Raw genomic sequence first — 20,390 nt, 5'->3', positions numbered from 1 at the left:
AGGATAGTCGACTGAACAATCGGAGGACGCAAATGACTGAGTCTGGCGGAGTTTCCATGAGCCATGAGGATGCGGCGAAGCTGGATTTGGCGCGCCGTTTTATCGAGGCGATCCCGCACAGCCATGCGCTCGGGATGCATCTCGACATGATCGGAGGCGGCCGCGCGGTAATCTCGATGCCCTGGGATGAGCGTCTGGTCGGCGATCCGCGCACCGGCGTCATTCACGGCGGGGCCGTCTCGGCGCTGATGGACACCTGCTGCGGGGCTGCCGTCATGAGCCACCCTGACGCCCCGGCCGGCACTGCGACCATCGACCTGCGCATCGACTACATGCGCACGGCCACCCCCCGGCAGCGCATTACCGCCCGCGCCGAGGTCTATCACATCACCCGATCGGTTGCCTTCCTGCGCGCCACCGCCCATGACGAGGAAGAAGGCCTGCCCGTCGCCACCGCGACCGGCGCCTTCACCGTCGAACGTCTCGAAGGAGCCGCGAAATGAGCCGCCGCAAGCCCGAACCCGTTCAGGTCGTCAAGCAACGCCGCGACGCGGCCCTGCGCGCTCTGGTCGAAGGCGTGCCCTATATCGGCTTTCTGGGCATCGAGTTCGACCGCCGCGGCGATGAGCTCACCGCCGTTCTGCCTTTTGACGATAAGCTGATCGGCAACCCGATGCTGCCTGCCCTGCACGGCGGGGTGACCGCCGCCTTCCTTGAGGTCGCCGCCATCGTCGAACTGGGCTGGTCGATGCTGTGGGAGGATATCGAGGCGGGCCGCATCGAGCTTGGACAGGCCGACGAGGTGCTTCTGCCCCGCCTGCCCAAGACCATCGACTTCAGCGTTGATTACCTGCGCTCGGGCCTGCCGCGCGATGCCTATGCGCGCGCGCGGGTCAATCGCTCGGGGAGGCGCTATGCCTCAGTGCATGTCGAGGCCTGGCAGGACAACCGCTCGCGGCTATTCGCACAGGCGACGGGTCATTTCCTGATGCCCGCCCTTGATAACGGCTGATCTTTGCATGGCCGAGATCACGCATCGGCGCGTTTTCAATATCGCAGCGCCGATCGTGCTGTCGAACGCGACCGTCCCGATCCTTGGGGCGGTGGATACCGGCGTGGTCGGGCAACTGGGGCAGGCGGCCCCGATTGGCGCCGTGGGTATCGGCGCGGTGATCCTCGCATCGCTCTACTGGATCTTCGGCTTCCTGCGCATGGGCACGACGGGGCTTGTTGCTCAGTCGGCGGGCGAGGGCGACCGCGGCGAGGTCTCGGCGGGCCTGATGCGCGCGCTGATCATCGCGGTCCTCGCGGGTCTTGCGCTGATCGTGCTGCAATATCCGCTGTTCTCGCTTGCCTTCCAGATCGCCCCCGCCAGCCCCGAGGTCGAACAGCTCGCCCGCGACTACCTCGGCCTGCGGATCTGGGGCGCCCCCGCGACCATCTCGCTCTACGCCTTTACCGGCTGGCTGATCGCGCTCGAACGCACCCGGGCCGTGCTGGTGCTCCAGCTCTGGATGAACGGGCTGAACGTGGCGCTGGATCTGTGGTTCGTACTGGGGCTCGGGTTGGGCGTGAAAGGCGTGGCTGCGGCGACGTTGATTGCGGAATGGTCGGGCGTGCTGCTGGCGCTCTGGCTCGCGCGTGAGGCCTTCGCGGGCGGCCTGTGGCGCGCCGGGGCGATATTCGACCGGGCCCGCCTGACGCAGATGGCGCGGGTCAACACCGACATCATGATCCGCTCGGTTCTGCTGCAAGGCTCCTTCACCGCCTTCCTGTTCCTCGGCGCGGGGCAGGGGGATGTGAAACTCGCCGCCAATCAGGTGCTGCTGCAATTCCTCGGGATCACCGCCTATGCGCTGGATGGCTTTGCCTTCGCCGCCGAAAGCCTTGTGGGGCAGGCGGTCGGCGCGCGCTCTCCCACACGCCTGCGCCGGGCGGCGGTGGTCAGCTCGCAATGGGGCGCGGGTGGCGCGGCGCTGCTTGGTCTTGCCTTCCTGCTCGCGGGCCCCGCGATCATCGACACGATGACGACGGCGCCCGAAGTGCGCGAGACCGCCCGGCAGTACCTGCCCTGGTTGGCCGTCGCGCCGCTCATCGGCATCGCAAGCTGGATGTTCGACGGGATCTTCATCGGTGCCACGCTGACGCGTGAGATGCGCAACGCCATGCTTGCATCGGTGGCGGTCTATGTCGCCGCGCTGGCATTCCTGCTGCCCGCATTCGGCAACCATGGCCTCTGGGCCGCGCTCATGGTGCTCAACGCGACGCGCGGGCTCACAATGGCCCGCCTCTATCCGCGCGCCGAGGCCAAGGCCGCCACTTCTTCTTGGTGAAAATACCTTGCGGGGGCGCGGGGGTGCAAAACCCCCGCCGCTACCCTCACCGCGAGCGGATCATCCCCATGATATCGAGCGTCTTGGCCAGGATCGGCTGCGCGATTGCATCGGCCTTCTCGGCGCCCACACCCAGGATACGGTCGATCTCGGCCGGGTCCGCCATCAGGCGGCTCATCTCGGTCGAGATCGGCTCCAGCTTCGACACCGCCAGATCGGCCAGCGCGGGCTTGAAGGTGCCAAAGCCCTTGCCGCCGAACTCGGCGATCACCTGCTCGGGCGAGATATCGGCCAACGCCGCATAGACATTGACGAGGTTGCGCGCCTCGGCGCGGCCTTCCAGCCCTTCCAGCGTCTCGGGCAGCGGCTCGGGATCGGTCACGGCCTTGCGGAACTTCTTGGCGATCGTATCGGCGTCGTCCGTCATGTTGATGCGGCTCGCGTCCGACGGGTCGGATTTCGACATCTTCTTCGAGCCATCACGCAGGCTCATGACGCGGGTCGCGGCCCCTTCGATCAGCGGCGCGGGCGAGGGGAAGAAATCGACCTTGTAGTCATGGTTGAACTTGGCTGCGATGTCGCGGGTCAGCTCGACATGCTGCTTCTGGTCCTCGCCCACGGGCACCATGGTCGCGTGATACAGCAAGATGTCGGCGGCCATCAGCGTGGGGTAAGCGAAGAGGCCGAGCGATTGCTTTTCGGCGTTCTTGCCAGCCTTGTCCTTCCACTGCGTCATGCGGTTCATCCAGCCCATCCGCGCCACGCAGTTCAATAGCCACCCCATCTCGGCATGGGCCGAGACCTGGCTCTGGTTGAACAGGATCGAGCGCGCCGGGTCGATCCCCGCCGCGATGAAGGCAGCCGCCGCCTCGCGGGTCTGGCGACGCAGCGCCTCGGGGTCCTGCCAGACGGTGATCGCGTGCAGATCGACGAGGCAGTAGATCGTCTCGATCCCCTCGTCCTGCTTTTGCACGAAGCGCTTGAGCGCGCCGAGGTAGTTGCCGAGCGTCAGGTTCCCCGAGGGCTGGATGCCCGAGAAAATGCGCTTTTGGAACTTGGCGTTGAGATCGGCGGGCTGGTCGGTCATGGACGGCTCCTGCGGGCAGGCTGGAAAAACTCTTGCCGAGGGCTTATCGCTAAAGCGCGCGGGGCGTCAACCGGACCCCGTCGAAACGGAGCAGGCCAATGCGCGAAGGTTACGACGAACATCCCATCAACCCGCTGCCGCCGGTGGTCTGGCTGCTTGCCGCGCCAATCATATTGGGCGAGTTGGCCTTCGGCCTCGGCCAATCCGGCTTGATGGGCCCATTGGCGGCGGGATGGCGCATGGATGCGCTGCAACGCTTCGCCTTCGATCCGGGCATCGCGCGCGCCATGGTCGAGCAGGGTGTCTACCCGCCGCATCACCTGATCCGCGTGGCCACCTATGCCTTCGTACATGGCACGGTCACCCATGCGCTCATGGCGCTCGTGTTCATCCTCGCGCTTGGCAAGATGGTGGGTGAGGTCTTCTCGGGCCTCGCGGTGGCGACGGTGTTTCTGGGATCGGTGATCTTCGGGGCGCTGGTCTATGCGATGATGCCCTTCGCCGATGTCGCGATCTACGGGGCCTATCCCGGCGCCTACGGGCTGATCGGCGCCTTCACCTGGATCCTCTGGCTGCGTCTGGGGCAGACCAACTCGAACCGGGCGCGGGCGTTTTCGCTGATCGGCATGCTGATGGCGATCCAGCTGATCTTCGGTTTGATCTTCGGCGGGCGCCCAGACTGGGTCGCCGATCTGGCGGGCTTCGTGGCAGGCTTCGGGCTGAGCTTTGTCGTCGCGCCGGGCGGCTGGCGCCACACGCTTGCGATCATCCGGCGGCGCTGATCAGCCGCGCCGCCGCCGCAGGTTTCGCTTGAGATCGCCAGGGCTGTAGGCGCCAAGCAGCGCGCCTGCGCCGAAGTAAACGACAATCCCCGATCCGCAGAGCAGCGCCAGGGCCAGCCAGCGCGCACCGCCCTTGGCCAGCATCGGCGCAAGCCCCTGCGCCGCCAGCCACAGCACCACCCCCATCAACGCCGAGGCGAGCGCGATGCGCCACAGCCGCGCCCAGAAACGCGCATCGGGTCGGGCGGCCGCACCCATGCTGCGCGCGCCCCACCACAGTTGGGCAAGCATCACCCAGCCGGAAACCGTGGTGGCCAGCGCCGCCGCCATGAAGCCCATCACGGGCATCATCCCCACGGCAAAGCCCGCGTTCACGATCATCGAGGCAACGGCGTAATAGAACGGCCGCCGCGTATCCTCGCGCGCATAGAACAGCGGCTGGACCACTTTTTGCAGCACAAAAGCGGGCAGACCCAGCCCATAGGCCGCCAGCGCGACCGAGGTCGCCCAGGTGTCCTGATCGGTCCAGACCCCGCGATCATAGAGCACCGAGATCAGCGGCTCGGCGATCACCACCAGCGCGACCGCGGCGGGCAGGGTCAAAAACAGCGCAAACTCGGCCCCGCGCGAAAAGCTCTCGCGCCCGGCGGCATCATCGCCCGCGCGCAGCTGCCGCGACAGGGTGGGCAGCAGCACAGTGCCGATGGCGATGCCCACGACCCCAAGCGGCAGCTGGTAAAGCCGGTCGGCATAGCTCAGCCACGCCACGGCCCCTTCGGTGAACGAGGCCACCTGCCGCCCGACCAGCAGGTTGATCTGCACGACACCGCCAGCTAGCACCGCAGGCCCGGCGATGATCAAAAGGCGCTTAAGCTCGGGCGTCATGCGCGGGCGGCCAGGCAGCAGCGTGTAGCCCAGCCGATGCGCTGAGAACCATGTCCAGCTGAACTGCGCGATCCCGGTCAGCGGCACGGTCCAGGCAAGCGTCAGGCCCATGTCCCAGCCGAAGACCGAAGCCAGCCACATCGCGGCGATGAACATCAGGTTCATCAGCACCGGCACCAGCGAGGCCTCGGTGAAACGACCGAATGCGTTCAACACACCCGAGAGCAGCGCGACGAGCGAGATGAACAGGATGTAGGAAAACCCGATCTGGCCATAAAGCACCGCCAGATCAAAGCGCGCATCGCCTGCAAAACCCGCAGCCATCGCCCAGACGAGCCAGGGCATCGCCAAGGTTCCGATCAGGGTGAAGACCACAAGCACCGCAGACAGCCCCTTGAAGGCGTCGCGCGCAAAGCCCTGCGGATCGTCGCCCGCCTCCAGCCGCTTGGCGAACATCGGCACGAAGGCCATGTTGAAGGCCCCCTCGGCGAAGAAGCGGCGAAACATGTTGGGCAGCGAGAAGGCGACCATGAAGGCCTCGGCCACAGGGCCCGCGCCCAGATAGGCGGCCATCATCATGTCGCGCGCGAACCCCAGCAGGCGGCTTGCGAAGGTCCACAGGCCGACCGTCAGGAAACCGCGCACCAAGCGAACGGGCTGCATCAGTTTCCGGCCCTTTTGGCGCCCGACACGATCGCATCGCGCAGGCGCTTTTCAAGCGCCTCCTGCTTGCCCTTGGCGTGCAGTTTCAGGCCGAACATGTCCTTGACGTAGAATGTATCGACCACCTGCGCGCCATAGGTCGCGATCACTGCGCTGGCTATGTAGATGTTCGAGGTCGCCAGCGCCCGCGTCAGGTCATAAAGCAGGCCAGGCCGGTCGCGGGTGTCCACCTCGACGATGGTGTAGATATCCGAGCCTTCGTTGTCGAAGGTGATATGGGTCGGGAAGGTGAATTCGCGCTCGCGCTTCTTGATCTTGTCGCGATCCTTGAGCGCGTCGCGCGCCACGACCTCGCCCTTGAGCGTCTTGTCGATCATCTGGCGCAGACGCGGCAGGCGGGTGGACTCGTAAGGGTGCCCCTCGGAGTCCTGGATCCAGAAGACCGCCGTGGCATAGCCGTCCTTCGAGGTATAGGTGCGCGCATCCACGACGTTCGCCCCCACCAGTGCCAGCGCCCCGGCGAGACGTGAGAAGATGCCCGGATGGTCGGCCAGCGCGAAGGCCGCGCGCGTCGCATCATGGTCGGGGTCGGGGTGCAGGTCGATGCGAATCTCGTTGTCACCGAGTTCGCGCAGCAGCGTGGCGAAGGCCATATGCGTCTCGGTCGAGAGGCCCTGCCAGTAGGGATCGTAATGGCGCGCCGTCTCGGTGCGCAGCTCCTTGGCCTCCCAGTCGGCAAGCGCCTCGCGCAGCGCGCGCTTGGCGTCAGTGGTGCGCTGCTCGCGATTGATGGCCTCCATCCCATGCTCAAGCGCGCGCGCCGAGTCGGCGTAGAGCCTGCGCAGCAGCGTCGCCTTCCAGTTGTTCCACACGTTCGGGCCGACGCCGCGGATGTCGCACACGGTCAGTACCGTCAGCAGGTCGAGCCGCTTGCGCGTCTTCACCATCTTGGCGAAGTCGCGAATCGTGCGCGGGTCGGACAGGTCACGCTTTTGCGCCACGTCGGACATCAGCAGGTGGTGGCGGATCAGCCATTCGACCGTCTCGCATTCCTCGGCATTCAGCCCCAGGCGCGGCGCCACGCGGCGCGCGATCTGCGCGCCAAGGATCGAGTGATCCTCGGGACGGCCCTTGCCGATGTCATGCAGCAAAAGCGCGACGTAAAGGACGCGGCGGTTCACCCCTTCCTTGAGGATATGCGACGAGAGCGGCAGTTCTTCGATCAACTCCTCGCGCTCGATCTGCGCAAGAGTTGAGACCACCTGGATCGTGTGCTCGTCCACCGTGTAGCTGTGGTACATGTTGAACTGCATCATCGCCACGATCGGCTCGAACTCGGGGATGAAGGCCGACAGCACGCCGAGTTCGTTCATCCGCCGCAGCGCGCGCTCGGGGTTGCCGTGTTTCAGCAGCAGATCGAGGAAAATGCGCTGCGCCTCGCGGTTCTCGCGCAGTTCGTCGTCGATCAGATGCAGGTTCGCGCTGACAATACGCATCGCGTCGGGGTGAATCAGCATCCCGGTGCGCAGGCCCTCTTCGAAGACGCGCAACAGGTTCAGCCGGTCGGCCAGGAAGGCGCGCTTGTCGGCCACGTTGATGCGCCCGTTGTCATCGACGAAGGGCGCCTTGAGCGGGCGGCGACGGCGGAACAGCCGCTTGAGCACCGGCGGGCGCTTGACGTGCTGCGCCTCGAGCGCGGTCAGGAAGATGCGCGTGACTTCACCCACCTTGGTGGCGTGGCGGAAGTAATCTTGCATGAAGACCTCGACCGCGCGGCGCCCGGCGGTGTCGGAATAGCCCATGCGGCGCGCCACCTCGACCTGCATGTCGAAGGTCAGCTGGTCGGCCGCGCGCCCTGCGATCATGTGCAGATGGCAGCGGACCGCCCAGAGGTAATCCTCGGCGTCGCGGAAATGCTGGTATTCGTCGGCTGTGAAGACACCGAGCGGCACCAGGTCCGCCGCGCGGTTCACATGGTGGATATACTTCGCGATCCAGTAGAGCGTCTGCAAGTCGCGCAGCCCGCCCTTGCCTTCTTTCACATTGGGTTCAAGCACGTAGCGCTGGCCGCCCTGGCGGCGGTGGCGTGCATCGCGCTCCTCCAGCTTGGCCTCGGTGAATTCGGCGCCCGTGCCGCGGAAGAGATCTGCACGCAGCCGCTCGGTCAGCTCTTCTGCCAGCGCGGCGTCGCCGCCGAGGTAGCGCTGTTCCAGCATCGCGGTGCGTATGGTGTAATCCTCGCGCCCCAGCCGGACGCAATCCTCGATCGTGCGCGAGCTGTGGCCGACCTTCAGCTTGAGATCCCACAGCATGTAGAGCATCGACTCGATCACGCTTTCGGCCCAGGGGGTGATCTTCCAGGGCGTCAGGAACAGCAGATCGACGTCGGAGGCGGGGGCCATCTCGGCGCGGCCATAGCCCCCGACCGCCAGCACGGCCAGCTTTTCGGCATCGGTTGGATTGCCCAGTCGGTGCAGGCGGGTCGTCGCGACATGCAAGATGGCGTTCACCAGCCCGTCCGTCATGCGCGCGTAATAGCGCATGGTGTCGCGCGCGGTCCGGGGATGAGTGGCAAAATCCTCCTCGATCCAGTGCGTCGCCTCGGTGCGGGCCTTTTGCAGGAACTGGACGGTGGCCGCGCGCACCGCGCGTTCGTCCGGTGCATCAACCAGAGTCTCATCAAGCTGATCGGCTAGCTCCGCATCGTTCAGGAGCAGGGGCGCCCCGGCCGGAGCCGGGGGGAAATAGTTCGTATCGTTCACGTGTTCGCCATGTCCTGCTGCGGGGCTTTGTTCAGAAGACAGCGCCGGGTCAGAGACCGGCGCCGCCGAAGGATCTCGGGGCGCCCTCGATCACAACGGTCTGGCCGTTGCGGATCTCGACCACGGAAAGCGCGCGTTCGTTCGTGCCATCGGGCAGCAGGCGGAAGATGCCGTTCACGCCGACAAACCCCGCGCCCTGCGTCAGGCCCGAACGGGTCAGCGCATCGGGGCGACCCGAACGCACAAGCGCGCCGATGGCCGCCACGCCGTCATAGGCAAGGCCCGCGATCGGATGCGGCGCAGAGCCGTAGGTCGCCTGGTAACGGGATTGGAACTGCAGGTTCGGGCCCGGATCGGGCATGGCGAACCAGCCGCCCTGCAGGCCGGGGATCGACAGCGTCGCGTTCGGAATATCCCAACGGGTCAGGCCGATGAAGGTGGTCTGCTGTGCGCTCACGCCCTGATCGGGCAGCAATTGCGCCAGCATCGGCAGCGCGCCAGCGGTATCGGCCGTCAGGAACAGCGCGTCCACATCGCCCGCCTTCACACGGCTTGCGATGCCCGGTACGGCCGAAGCTACGCCCTGTTGCGAGAACGAATACGAGGCCTTACCCGCAAAGGTCGCCCCCGAGCGCGAGATCGCGTTCTGGATCGCCCGCGCGCCGACTTCGCCCGCCGGGGTCTGGTCGTTCACGATCAGGATGCGGCGCTTGCCATGCGAGGCCGCATAGCTGGCAAGCCGATTGGCCGTGTTCTGGAAGGTCTGGCCAAGGACGAAGACGTTCCCCCCCGCGATATCTGCGTTGTTCGAGAAGGACAGCACGTTCACGTTGCGGTTCGCGACCGCAAGGCCCACCGAGTTTGCGGATTCGGCGAAAACCGGGCCGAGGATGATCTTGGCGCCTTCATCAACCGCCTTGTTGGCCATCTGCGCGGCCAGCGCGGGGCTCGCGCCGGTGTTGTAGACGCGCAGGTCGATCTTGACGCCCTGCAGGTCGGCAATCGCCAGCTGCGCGGCCTGCTGCAAGGAAAGGGCCAGAGTCTCATCTCCGGGCTGGCCCGATCCGCCTGGAACCAGTAGTGCTACGGGGACCGCTGCCGAGGTGTCGATGCGCTGTCCGGTGTTGCCGCCGCCCGGTTGGCACGCGGCCAGCAAAAGGGCCGACAGCACCACTCCGATTCGCAGCAAAGGGTTGCGGGCATTGCGTAAAATGGCGAACATGAAATCGTCCTCTGATCCGGGAGCAGGGGGTAAACACCGGCGAACCCTAAGCTTTTCCCGAAGTGAAGTAAACTTTCCCGGCATACGAAAGGCGCGACGATGAGCGAATTGCACGGTACCGGCGAAACCCCGCCGGGCGGCACGATGGGACGTGGCGCGAAACCGCTTGCGCCGGGTCTCTATTTCCTCGCGACGCCCATCGGAACGGCGCGCGACATCACGCTGAGGGCTCTCGATATTCTGGCCTCGGCGGATGTGATCGCGGCCGAGGATACGCGCACCCTGCGCCATCTGATGGAGATCCATGGTATCGCTCTGAACCATCGCCCGCTGATCGCCTATCACGATCACAACGGCGCGCAGGTGCGCCCGCGCATCCTGCGCGCGCTCGAGGAAGGGCAGACGGTCGCCTATGCCTCGGAGGCGGGCACGCCGCTGGTCGCGGACCCCGGCTATCAGCTTGGCCGCGCCGCAATTGAGGCCGGTCATCCGGTCTTTGCCGCGCCGGGGCCTTCGGCGGTGCTGGCCGCGCTGACGGTGTCGGGGCTGCCCTCGGACCGTTTCCTGTTTGCGGGTTTCCCGCCCAATACCGGAAGCGCGCGGCGCAAGTGGCTCAAGGAGTTCGCAGCCATCCCCGCAACGCTTGTGTTTTATGAATCGCCCAAGCGCGTCGGCGACATGCTGCGCGACATGGTCGAGGTTTTCGGCCCTGATCGGCAGGGCGCGGTGTGCCGCGAATTGACCAAGCGTTTCGAAGAGGTCCGCCGCGACAGCCTTGGCGATCTGGCCGAACAGTTCTCGGGCGATGCGCCGAAGGGCGAGATCGTCGTGCTGGTGGACCGGGTGCGCGGCTCGCAGGCCGGACCCGAGGATATCGAAGTCGCGCTGCGCGAACGCCTTGACCGGATGAGCGTGAAAGACGCCGCGAGTGAGGTTGCCGAGGCGCTCGGTCTGCCGCGGCGCGATGTCTATCAGGCGGCGCTCAAGCTGGATCGGGAGGAATGAGCGGCGCGCTTTCCTATCATGCGGGCGCCGCCGCCGAAGAGCAGGTGGCCCGCCACTACGAGGCGGCCGGGTTCGAGATCGTCGCACGGCGCTGGCGCGGCCGCTACGGCGGCGAGGTCGATCTGATCGCACGGCGCGGGTCGCTACTGGCCTTTGTCGAGGTCAAATTTTCGCGCACACATGAGGTGGCGGCGACGCATCTGCTGCCGCGCCAACTCGCGCGGATTTTCCGCTCGGCCGACGAATATCTGGCGCTTGGGCATATTCAGGCCGAGGAAAGCCGCTTCGATCTGGCGCTGGTGGACGCGCAGGGGCGCGTCGCAGTCATCGAGAATGCGGCGCAGGCGGACTGAGCGCGGATTGCATCGGGCGAAACCTCAGGGCATCAAGGGGGCAACGAAAGGGGGCGGACATGGCCTTGAAAGTTGCAATCCAGATGGACCCGATCGGGCCCATCAATATCAACGCCGACAGCACCTTCCGCATTGCCGAAGAGGCACAGGCGCGCGGGCACTCGCTGTTCTACTACACGCCCGACAAGCTGACCTATCGCGAAGGCGGTGTGTACGCGCGCGGCTGGCCGCTGACCGTGCGCCGTGTGCAGGGCGATCACTTCACTTTGGGCGAAGAGACTGAGGTCGATCTGTCCACCTTCGACGTGGTCTGGCTGCGTCAGGACCCGCCCTTCGACATGGGCTATATCACCACGACCCATGTTCTCGAACGCATCCACCCCAAGACGCTGGTTGTGAACGACCCGTTCTGGGTGCGCAACTACCCCGAAAAGCTGCTGGTGCTGAACTTCCCCGAGCTCACGCCACCCACGCTGATCGCGCGCGATCTGCAAACGATCCGTGATTTTAAGCACAGGCATGGCGACATCATCCTCAAGCCGCTTTACGGCAATGGCGGCGCGGGCGTGTTCCGGCTGGACCCGAACGACCGCAACCTGGCCTCGCTGCATGAGTTGTTCACCGGCATCAACCGTGAGCCGCTGATCGCGCAGAAATACGTGCCTGCCGTGGTCAAGGGCGACAAGCGCATCATCCTTGTTAACGGCGAGCCGGTGGGCGCGATCAACCGTGTGCCAGCCGAGGGCGAGACGCGCTCAAACATGCATGTCGGCGGGCGCCCCGAGAAGGTCGGCCTGACCGAGCGCGACCTTGAGATCTGCGCCGCCATCGGCCCGATCCTGCGCGAGAAGGGGCAGATCTTCGTCGGTATCGACGTGATCGGCGAATGGCTGACCGAGATCAACGTGACCTCGCCCACCGGCATTCAGGAGTTGGAGCGCTTCGACGGCGTTAATATCGCCGAGAAGATCTGGCAGGTGATCGAGGCCAAGCGCGCCTGATCAGGCCGCGCTTAACCGATAGCTGATCGCCTCGGCCAGGTGCGGGGCGCGCACCGCCTCCGATCCATCCAGATCGGCAATGGTGCGCGCCGTGCGCAACAGCCGGTGATAAGCGCGCGCCGAAAGCCCGAAGCGATCCGCCGCACGGGTCAGCAGCGCGCGCCCCTCGGCATCGGGGGTGGCGATCTGCTCAAGGATCGCACCATCGGCCTCGGCATTCACGCGCAGCTTGGGGTGATCGGCAAAGCGCGCGGCCTGCACCGCCCGCGCGCGGGCCACGCGCTCGGCAACGCTGGCCGAGCTTTCGCCCGCCGAGGGCAGGTCGAGATCGGTGAACGACACTGCCGGTACCTCGATCCGCAGATCGAAGCGGTCCATGAGCGGCCCCGACACCCGGCCCAGATAATCGGCCCCACATTGCGGCGCCTTGGCACAGGCCCGCGCCGCATCGCCCAGATAGCCGCAACGGCAGGGGTTCGCGGCAGCGACCAGCAGGAATCGGCAGGGGTAGCGGATATGGGCGTTGGCGCGGGCCACGACGACCTCGCCCGTCTCGATCGGCTGGCGCAGGGTTTCCAGCACGGCGCGGGGAAACTCGGGGAATTCATCCATGAAAAGGACGCCGTTATGGGCAAGGCTCACTTCGCCCGGCCGCGCGCCGCGCCCGCCGCCGATCATCGCAGCCATCGAGGCGGTATGGTGCGGCTCACGATAGGGGCGGGTGCGGGAAATGCCGCCCTCGCTCAGCAGCCCCGAAAGCGAATGGATCATCGAGGTTTCCAGCGCCTCGGCGGGGCTGAGCGGCGGCAAGATCCCCGGCAGGCGCGCCGCCAGCATCGACTTCCCCGCGCCGGGCGGGCCGACCATCATCAGGTGATGGCGCCCGGCGGCGGCAATCTCAAGCGCGCGCTTGGCGCGTTCCTGTCCCTTCACGTCGCGTAGGTCGCGGGGCTGCGTTGCCACGGCGACTTCGCCCGGAGTGGCGGGGGGCAAAGGTGAGGCCTGCGTCAAATGCCGGATCGCCTCGCCAAGTGAGGAGGGCGCGAACACCGACCCGGCGCCGACCCAGGCGGCCTCGGCGCCGCAGGACTTCGGGCAGATCAAGGCGCAATCCTGCGCGGCGGCGGTCATCGCCGCTGGCAGCGCGCCGGTGACCGCGATCAGCCGGCCGTCCAGCGACAGCTCGCCAATCGAGACGACGGTTTCGACCTCTTCGGGCGGCACGATGCCGGTCGCTGCCAGCACCGCCAGCGCCAGCGGCAGGTCGAAATGCGAACCCTCCTTGGGCAGGTCGGCGGGCGAGAGGTTGATCGTGATCTTCTTCATCGGCAGCGCGATCGACAGCGCGGCCAGCGCCGCGCGCACCCGCTCGCGCGCCTCCGATACCGCCTTGTCGGGCAGGCCCACGATGGCAAAACCCGGCATCCCCGGCGCCAGCGCGCATTGCACCTCGACCAGCCGCGCTTCGACGCCCTCGAAGGCGACTGTATAGGTTTTGACCACCATGTGCCGCCCCCGGAACCCTTTCCAGCAGGGCTACCGGCTCATGGTTGATGAAAGGTTAACAAGGTGCGGCGGCCGAAACCTGCATTTCATCTGAACATTTTTTTGTGAGAATCATTCTAAAGTGCAAGACAACCCCGCCACCATTCCGCATAGTGTTAGCGCTGAGCACGCCAATTGTGGGTTGGGAGACCCCGGGAGACTGGCCATGGCACTCGAAGGAATGACCGATGAAAGCCTGCCGCGCGAGGCGATGCGCGCGGAGTATCTGGACGCCGAGACCGAGGCGAATCTGGCCCGTGCCTGGCGCGATCACCGCGACGAGGTCGCGCTGCACCGCCTGGTGATGGCCTATATGCGGCTGGCGATCTCGATGGCCTCCAAGTTCCGCCGCTACGGCGCCCCGATGAGCGATCTGATTCAGGAGGCGAGCCTTGGCCTGATGAAGGCTGCCGACAAGTTCGATCCTGATCGCGGGGTGCGCTTCTCGACCTATGCGGTGTGGTGGATCAAGGCCTCGATTCAGGAGTTCGTGATGCGCAACTGGTCGATGGTGCGGACCGGCTCGACCTCGTCGCAAAAGGCGCTGTTTTTCAACCTGCGCCGCGTTCAGGCCCAGGTCGAGCGCGAGGCGGATGCCGGGGGCGTTTCGCTCGATGGCGCGCAGATGCGCCTGCGCGTGGCCGAGCTGATCGGCGTGCCGCTGGCAGATGTCGAGATGATGGAGGGGCGGCTTGCCGGCTCCGACTTCTCGCTCAACACGCCGCAGTCGAGCGATGAGGAAGGCCGCGAATGGGTCGATGCGCTGGAGGATGAAACCGCCAGCCCCGAGGCCGATGTGGTCGATTCTCACGATGGCGCGCTGATGCGTGGCTGGCTGGGAGAGGCGATGGATCGCCTGACCGACCGGGAGCGGTATATCGTCACAGAGCGCCGCCTGATCGAAGAGCCGCGCACCCTTGAAAGCCTTGGGCAGGAACTGGGTTTGTCCAAGGAACGCGTCCGTCAGCTGGAGGCGCAGGCCTTTGGCAAGATGCGCAAAAGCCTTGAAACCCATGGTGAGGAAGTCGCAAGTTTCTTCGCATGAAGAAACTTGTTGCCCTGTTCGTCTGTCTTGCCCTCTCCCCCGCCTCGGCGGAGGAGATCGCTGCTGCCGATCTTCCCGCGCGCCTCAGTGCCGATCCGCCCGAGATCGCGGTCTTGGGCGAGGTGCATGACAACGCAGCCCATCACCACAATCAGGCGACGGCGGTCGCCGCGCTGCGCCCGCGCGCGCTGGTCTTCGAGATGCTGAGCCCCGATCAGGCCGCGCGTGTCACGCCCGATCTGCGCGCCGATCCGCTAGCACTTGGCAAGGCGCTTGGCTGGGAGGAGGCGGGTTGGCCCGATTTCGCCCTCTACGCACCGATCTTCGCCGCCGCGCCCGATGCGCTGATCATCGGTGCGGCGCTCCCGCGAGACGAGGTCCGCCGCGCGATGTCGGAGCCGCTTGATCGCGTCTTCGGTCCTGACGCGCCGCGCTATGGGCTGGACCAGGCATATGCGCCGGAACTTCAGGCGCAGCTTGAGGCCGAGGCGCAGGCCGACCATTGCGATGCGCTGCCCCCCGAGATGCTGCCCGGAATGGTCGCGGCGCAGCGGCTGCGCGATGGGGCCTTTGCGCGCACCGCGCTGCGGGCGCTCAAGACCACCGGCGGGCCGGTCGCGGTGATCACCGGCACCGGGCACGCGCGCAATGACCGGGCCGTTCCGGCCATGATTGCACAGGCCAATCCGGGCGTGCGCGTGCGCAGCCTGGGCCAGCTTGAGGCCGAACCGGGCGAGAGTCTTTTCCCCGATCAACCCTATGACTGGTGGATCGTGACGCCGCCCGCGCCGCGCGAAGATCCCTGCGCTGCGTTCCGGCAATAGGCGCGGCGCTTGCGCCGAGCGCCCCCGCGACCTAAACCTGTCCCAAAGCGCGGAGGCGGGAATGCTGGCTGGCAAGCGAATTCTTCTGATCATCGGCGGCGGTATCGCGGCCATCAAGGTGCCCGAGCTGATCCGCAGCCTGCGGGCCGAGGGTGCCTCGGTCGTGCCGGTGCTGACCCGCGCGGGGGGCGAGTTCGTAACACCCCTCTCGATTGCGGCGCTGGCCGGGAACCCGGTGCATAGCGATCTGTTCGACCTGACGACCGAGGCCGAGATGGGGCATATCCAGCTGTCGCGCGCGGCCGATCTGGTGGTGGTTGCCCCGGCGACGGCAGATCTGATGGGCAAGATGGCGGGCGGGCTTGCGAATGACCTTGCCTCGACACTGCTGATGGCCACCGACAAGCCGGTGCTGATTGCGCCTGCGATGAATGTGCGCATGTGGGAACACCCCGCAACGCAGCGCAACCGCGCCACGCTTGCCGCCGATGGCGTCCGTTTTGTTGGGCCGAACGCGGGCGAGATGGCCTGTGGCGAGTTCGGTGAGGGGCGGATGTCGGAGCCCGACGAGATCCTCGGCGCGATCCGCGCGCTGCTGTCGGACGGGCCGCTCAGCGGGCGCCATGTGCTGGTGACCTCGGGCCCAACGCATGAGCCGATCGACCCGGTGCGCTATATCGCCAACCGCTCCTCGGGGGCGCAGGGGACGGCGCTTGCCGCGGCACTGCGCGATCTGGGCGCGCGGGTGACCTTCGTGACGGGGCCGGCAAGCGTGCCGCCTCCGCCCGGCGTTCAGGTGGTGCGCGTCGAGACCGCGCGCGAGATGCTGGAGGCCGTGCAAGCCGCGCTGCCCGCCGAGGCCGCAATCTTTGCCGCCGCCGTGGCCGACTGGCGCGTGGCCAACGCCACCGGTCAGAAGATGAAGAAGGATGGCTCGGGCCGCGCCCCCGCGCTGGAATTCGCCGAGAACCCTGACATTCTCGCCACCGTCTCGCAGATGGCCAAGGGGCGTCCGCGCCTTGTCATGGGCTTTGCCGCCGAGACCCATGACGTCGAGGCCCATGCCAGCGCCAAGCGCGCCCGCAAGGGCTGCGACTGGATCGTGGCGAATGACGTCAGCCCCGCCACCGGCATCATGGGCGGCACCGAAAACGCCGTGATCATCCTCGATGCGCAGGGGGCCGAGCATTGGCCGCGCATGGGCAAGGACGCAGTCGCGCGCCAGCTTGCCGCGCGCATCGCCACGGCCCTGACCGAGGGGGAATGACATGAGCGCACCGATCATCCGGGTATTGCGCGAGGATTGGGCCGATCTGGCGATCGCGCTGCCATCGTATGAAACCCACGGCGCCGCCGGCGCCGATATCCGCGCCAACCTGATGCCCGAGGATCGTGCGGCGGGATTCACCCTTTACCCGATGCAGCGCGCGATCATCCCGACGGGCCTGCGCGTCGAGATCCCCGAAGGGTTTGAGATGCAGATCCGGCCGCGCTCGGGCCTTGCCTTCAAACATGGCATCAGCCTGCCCAATACTCCCGGCACTATCGACAGCGACTATCGCGGCCCGCTTGGCGTGCTGCTGATCAACCTCGGGGCCGAGCCCTATATCGTCCAGCATGGCGAGCGCATCGCGCAGGCCGTCATCGCCCCGGTCGTTCAGGCCCGCTACGAGGTGGTGGGGGCGCTTGGCGATACCGTGCGGGGGCAGGGCGGGTTCGGCTCGACCGGCAAGGGCTGAGATATGATCGGGCTTTGGCTTCTGGTCGGTGTGGTGGCGCTTGGGCTCGTGCTGCGGGCGCCGGGGCGGCTGATCGTGCTGATGCTGGGTATCCTCTGGGGCGCCTTTACGCTTGCGCATCTGGCGCTGCCGGGCGGGCATCCGTTGCGCATGGCCGTAGGTGGCAGCCTGGCCGCCTGGCTTGGGCTTGGCGGAGTGGCCGCAGTGGTGCTGGCCTATGCCTGGGGCTTGCGGCGGCTGAAGGCCCGCGCCCGTCCCATTGCACCCGAGACCACCACTCCCAAGAGCAGCTTCGCCGAGGCCGAGCTTGACCGCTACGCGCGCCACATCATGCTGCGCGAGATCGGCGGCCCCGGACAGAAGAAGCTGCGCAATGCCAAGGTTCTGGTTGTCGGGGCAGGGGGGCTTGGCTCGCCGGTGCTCCTCTACCTTGCTGCGGCGGGGGTGGGCACGATTGGCGTGGTCGATGATGACGAGGTTTCGAACTCGAACCTGCAGCGGCAGGTAATCCACCGCGACGCCGATATCGGCAAGCCCAAGGTGTTTTCCGCGCAGGCGGCGATGCAGGCGCTCAACCCGTTCATCGAGGTGCGGCCCTATAATCGCCGCCTAAGCGAAGGGGACGCGGCTGAACTGATCGCCGAATATGACCTTGTGCTGGACGGGACGGATAATTTCGACACGCGCTATTTGGTCAATGCGGCGTGTGTGGCGGTGGGCAAGCCGCTGATCTCGGGCGCGATTGCGCAATGGGAAGGGCAGCTGTCGCTCTACGATCCGGCGCGTGACGCACCGTGCTATGCCTGCGTCTTTCCGCAGGCCCCGGCGCCCGGTCTTGCGCCCTCCTGCGCCGAGGCCGGGGTGGTCGGCGCGCTGCCGGGCGTCGTGGGCGCGATGATGGCCGCCGAGGCAATCAAGGAGATCGTCGGCGCGGGCGCCAGCGCGCGCGGGCGGCTGATGATCTACGATGCGCTCTGGGGTGAAAACCGGCAGATCGGCGTGAAACGGCGCAGCGATTGCGCAGTTTGCGGCGCGCGGCACTAGCGCCGGCGCGGCCCCCCTTCCTATTCCCCGCGTGGCACCCTAGCTTGTGCCCAAAGGAGATCTTGCGATGACCAATCCGCTTTTGTCCGACTGGACCGGCCCTTTCTCGCTTCCGCCCTTCGGCGCGCTGCAAGACGATGATTTTGCGCCCGCCTTCGAGGCCGCGCTGACCGAGGCCCGCGCCAATATCCGCGCGATCTCGGACAACCCGGAGGCCCCCAGTTTCGCCAACACGATCGAGGCGATGGAGGGTGCCGAGGCGCTGCTCGACCGGGTCGCGGGTGTGTTCTACAACCTCTCCGGGGCCGACAGCACGCCCGCGCGCGAGGCGCTGATGCGCGATCTGGCGCCGAAAATGGCGGCGTTCTCCTCGGAAGTAACGATGAACCGGGCGCTGTTTGAGCGCATCGACACGCTCTGGCAGGGGCGCGAGGGGCTGGGGCTGGCGCCCGAGCAGGCTCGCGTGCTGGAGCTGTATCACCAGATGTTCGTGCGTGCCGGGGCCGCGCTGGATGGCGAAGCCGCCAACCGCATGGCCGCGATCAAGGAGCGCCTCGCGGTGCTCTCCACCGCCTTTAGCCAGAACCTTCTGGCCGATGAGCGTGACTGGTTCCGCCCGCTCACTGAAGCGGATCTTGAGGGCCTGCCCGAATTCGTCGTGGCCGCCGCCCATGCTGCCGGGCAAGAGCGGGGGCAGGACGGGCCGGTGCTGACGCTCAATCGCTCGCTGATCGTGCCCTTCCTGCAATTCTCGCCCCGCCGCGATCTGCGCGAGATCGCCTATGAGGCCTGGGTCGCGCGCGGCGCCAACGGCGGCGAGACCGACAACCGTGAGAATGCCGCCGAGATCCTGCGTCTGCGCGAGGAACGCGCGCACCTTCTGGGCTTCGCGAATTTCGCCGCATTCAAGCTCGATACCGAGATGGCGAAGACGCCCGATCAGGTGCGCGATCTGCTGATGCGGGTCTGGGCGCCCGCCACGGCCAAGGCCGAGGCCGATGCAGCCACCCTGACCGCGATGATGCACGCAGATGGAATTAACACCGATCTGGAGGCCTGGGACTGGCGCTATTATTCCGAAAAGCGCCGCGTGGCCGAACATGATTTCGATGAGGCCGCGCTCAAGCCCTATCTGTCGCTCGATGCGATGATCGGCGCGGCCTTCGACACGGCAAGTCGCCTCTTCGGGCTGGAGTTCCGCGAGATCGACGGGCCGTTCTACCACCCCGATGTGCGCGGCTGGGAGGTCACCCGCAAGGGCAAGCATGTCGCGGTTTTCCTGGGCGACTACTTCGCGCGTGCCTCGAAGCGTTCGGGGGCCTGGTGCTCGGCGATGCGCAGCCAGAAGAAGCTGGGCGGCGAGACCGCGCCCATCGTCGTCAACGTGTGCAATTTCACCAAGGGCGCGCCCGCGCTGCTCAGCTACGATGATGCGCGCACGCTGTTCCACGAGTTCGGCCATGCGCTGCACCAGATGCTTTCGGATGTGACCTATCAGTTCATCTCGGGCACCTCGGTCGCGCGCGATTTCGTCGAACTGCCGAGCCAGTTGTATGAGCACTGGCTTGAGGTTCCCGCCGTTCTCGAAAAGCACGCGCGGCACTGGAAGACCGGCGAGCCGATGCCGAAGGCGCTGCTCGACAAGTTGCTGGCGGCCTCGACCTACGATCAGGGCTTTGCGACGGTGGAATATGTCGCCTCGGCGCTGGTTGATCTGGAGTTCCACGACGGCCCGGCGCCCTCCGATCCGATGGCCAAGCAGGACGAGGTTCTGGCCGCGATCGGCCTGCCCAAGGCGATCCGCATGCGTCACGCAACGCCGCATTTCGCCCATGTCTTCTCGGGCGACGGCTACTCGGCGGGCTATTACAGCTATATGTGGTCCGAGGTGATGGACGCCGACGCTTTCGCGGCCTTCGAGGAAGCGGGCGACGTGTTCGACCCGGTCACCGCCGACCGGCTGGAGCAGTTCATCCTGTCGGCAGGCGGCTCGCGCCCGGCGGATGAGCTGTATCTGGAGTTTCGCGGCAAGATGCCGGGGGTCGAGGCGCTGCTGAAGGGCCGTGGCCTGTTGGAACCGGCCTGAGTGTCGGGGGCTTC

The 20,390-nt window shown here is 66.5% G+C and carries 18 protein-coding genes; 13 read left to right on the top strand and 5 right to left on the bottom strand.

The genetic code is table 11. The annotated features are described in order from the left end of the window. Positions 1-56: 56 nt before the first annotated feature. The 3 genes from KTQ37_RS01260 to KTQ37_RS01250 are packed head-to-tail and all read left to right on the top strand — an operon-like array spanning position 57 to position 2,333. Positions 57-503: a PaaI family thioesterase gene (locus KTQ37_RS01260; protein WP_218628648.1), complete on the top strand. Its 447-nt coding sequence runs from the start codon at positions 57-59 to the stop codon at positions 501-503. Next, the gene (locus KTQ37_RS01255; RefSeq protein WP_218628647.1) at positions 500-1,012 is read left to right on the top strand and encodes a PaaI family thioesterase; all 513 of its coding nucleotides are present in this window, start codon (positions 500-502) and stop codon (positions 1,010-1,012) included. The genes KTQ37_RS01260 and KTQ37_RS01255 overlap by 4 nt, the downstream gene beginning before the upstream one ends. 7 nt (positions 1,013-1,019) lie before the next feature. After that, positions 1,020-2,333: an MATE family efflux transporter gene (locus KTQ37_RS01250; protein ID WP_218628646.1), complete on the top strand. Its 1,314-nt coding sequence runs from the start codon at positions 1,020-1,022 to the stop codon at positions 2,331-2,333. Between the two features lie 46 nt (positions 2,334-2,379). Here KTQ37_RS01250 and trpS read toward each other — a convergent pair whose 3' ends face one another. After that, positions 2,380-3,420: a tryptophan--tRNA ligase gene (gene trpS / locus KTQ37_RS01245; RefSeq protein ID WP_218628645.1), complete on the bottom strand. Its 1,041-nt coding sequence runs from the start codon at positions 3,418-3,420 to the stop codon at positions 2,380-2,382. Positions 3,421-3,518: 98 nt separating this feature from the next. Here trpS and KTQ37_RS01240 point away from each other — a divergent pair, with 98 nt between their 5' ends. Beyond that, on the top strand, positions 3,519-4,202 hold the full coding sequence (locus KTQ37_RS01240) for a rhomboid family intramembrane serine protease (RefSeq protein ID WP_218628644.1): 684 nt from the start codon (positions 3,519-3,521) through the stop codon (positions 4,200-4,202). On the opposite strand, the gene murJ is transcribed toward KTQ37_RS01240, so the two are convergent. The 3 genes from murJ to KTQ37_RS01225 form a co-directional block, all read right to left on the bottom strand. Continuing rightward, complete coding sequence (gene murJ, locus KTQ37_RS01235; RefSeq protein ID WP_218628643.1) at positions 4,203-5,750, bottom strand: murein biosynthesis integral membrane protein MurJ; 1,548 nt, start codon at positions 5,748-5,750, stop codon at positions 4,203-4,205. Beyond that, on the bottom strand, positions 5,750-8,461 hold the full coding sequence (locus KTQ37_RS01230; RefSeq protein ID WP_236021030.1) for a [protein-PII] uridylyltransferase: 2,712 nt from the start codon (positions 8,459-8,461) through the stop codon (positions 5,750-5,752). The genes murJ and KTQ37_RS01230 overlap by 1 nt, the downstream gene beginning before the upstream one ends. A gap of 100 nt (positions 8,462-8,561) precedes the next feature. Continuing rightward, complete coding sequence (locus KTQ37_RS01225; RefSeq protein ID WP_218628642.1) at positions 8,562-9,734, bottom strand: penicillin-binding protein activator; 1,173 nt, start codon at positions 9,732-9,734, stop codon at positions 8,562-8,564. Between the two features lie 144 nt (positions 9,735-9,878). Here KTQ37_RS01225 and rsmI point away from each other — a divergent pair, with 144 nt between their 5' ends. Genes rsmI through gshB form a run of 3 tightly spaced genes read left to right on the top strand, consistent with a single transcriptional unit; the run spans position 9,879 to position 12,093 of the window. Further along, positions 9,879-10,739 (top strand): 16S rRNA (cytidine(1402)-2'-O)-methyltransferase, encoded by an 861-nt coding sequence (gene rsmI / locus KTQ37_RS01220; RefSeq protein ID WP_218628990.1) that lies wholly within the window; start codon positions 9,879-9,881, stop codon positions 10,737-10,739. Continuing rightward, the gene (locus KTQ37_RS01215; RefSeq protein WP_218628641.1) at positions 10,736-11,092 is read left to right on the top strand and encodes a YraN family protein; all 357 of its coding nucleotides are present in this window, start codon (positions 10,736-10,738) and stop codon (positions 11,090-11,092) included. The genes rsmI and KTQ37_RS01215 overlap by 4 nt, the downstream gene beginning before the upstream one ends. A 59-nt stretch (positions 11,093-11,151) precedes the next feature. Then, the gene (gene gshB / locus KTQ37_RS01210; RefSeq protein ID WP_218628640.1) at positions 11,152-12,093 is read left to right on the top strand and encodes a glutathione synthase; all 942 of its coding nucleotides are present in this window, start codon (positions 11,152-11,154) and stop codon (positions 12,091-12,093) included. Here the strand turns inward: gshB and KTQ37_RS01205 are convergent, their stop codons facing one another. Beyond that, complete coding sequence (locus KTQ37_RS01205) at positions 12,094-13,599, bottom strand: YifB family Mg chelatase-like AAA ATPase (protein ID WP_218628639.1); 1,506 nt, start codon at positions 13,597-13,599, stop codon at positions 12,094-12,096. 205 nt (positions 13,600-13,804) lie between these two features. Between KTQ37_RS01205 and KTQ37_RS01200 the strand changes: the two genes are divergently transcribed. The 6 genes from KTQ37_RS01200 to KTQ37_RS01175 all read left to right on the top strand — a co-directional run bounded on the left by KTQ37_RS01200 (position 13,805) and on the right by KTQ37_RS01175 (position 20,376). After that, positions 13,805-14,683 carry an RNA polymerase factor sigma-32 gene (locus KTQ37_RS01200; protein ID WP_218628638.1) on the top strand — a complete coding sequence of 293 codons (879 nt, stop codon included), beginning with the start codon at positions 13,805-13,807 and terminating at the stop codon, positions 14,681-14,683. Next, a complete protein-coding gene (locus tag KTQ37_RS01195; protein WP_218628637.1) occupies positions 14,680-15,507 on the top strand; it encodes a ChaN family lipoprotein in 828 nt (275 codons plus the stop codon). The genes KTQ37_RS01200 and KTQ37_RS01195 overlap by 4 nt, the downstream gene beginning before the upstream one ends. A gap of 61 nt (positions 15,508-15,568) precedes the next feature. Beyond that, positions 15,569-16,774: a bifunctional phosphopantothenoylcysteine decarboxylase/phosphopantothenate--cysteine ligase CoaBC gene (gene coaBC, locus KTQ37_RS01190; RefSeq protein WP_218628636.1), complete on the top strand. Its 1,206-nt coding sequence runs from the start codon at positions 15,569-15,571 to the stop codon at positions 16,772-16,774. Position 16,775: 1 nt separating this feature from the next. Next, positions 16,776-17,246: a dUTP diphosphatase gene (gene dut, locus KTQ37_RS01185; protein WP_218628635.1), complete on the top strand. Its 471-nt coding sequence runs from the start codon at positions 16,776-16,778 to the stop codon at positions 17,244-17,246. Between the two features lie 3 nt (positions 17,247-17,249). Beyond that, positions 17,250-18,290 carry a HesA/MoeB/ThiF family protein gene (locus KTQ37_RS01180; RefSeq protein WP_218628634.1) on the top strand — a complete coding sequence of 347 codons (1,041 nt, stop codon included), beginning with the start codon at positions 17,250-17,252 and terminating at the stop codon, positions 18,288-18,290. Between the two features lie 67 nt (positions 18,291-18,357). Then, on the top strand, positions 18,358-20,376 hold the full coding sequence (locus KTQ37_RS01175) for a M3 family metallopeptidase (protein WP_218628633.1): 2,019 nt from the start codon (positions 18,358-18,360) through the stop codon (positions 20,374-20,376). Positions 20,377-20,390 lie beyond the last annotated feature (14 nt).

The organism is Sedimentimonas flavescens (genome assembly GCF_019264375.1).
Classification (GTDB): domain Bacteria; phylum Pseudomonadota; class Alphaproteobacteria; order Rhodobacterales; family Rhodobacteraceae; genus Rhodobacter; species Rhodobacter flavescens.
This window is presented reverse-complemented; position numbering and strand designations above follow the sequence as displayed.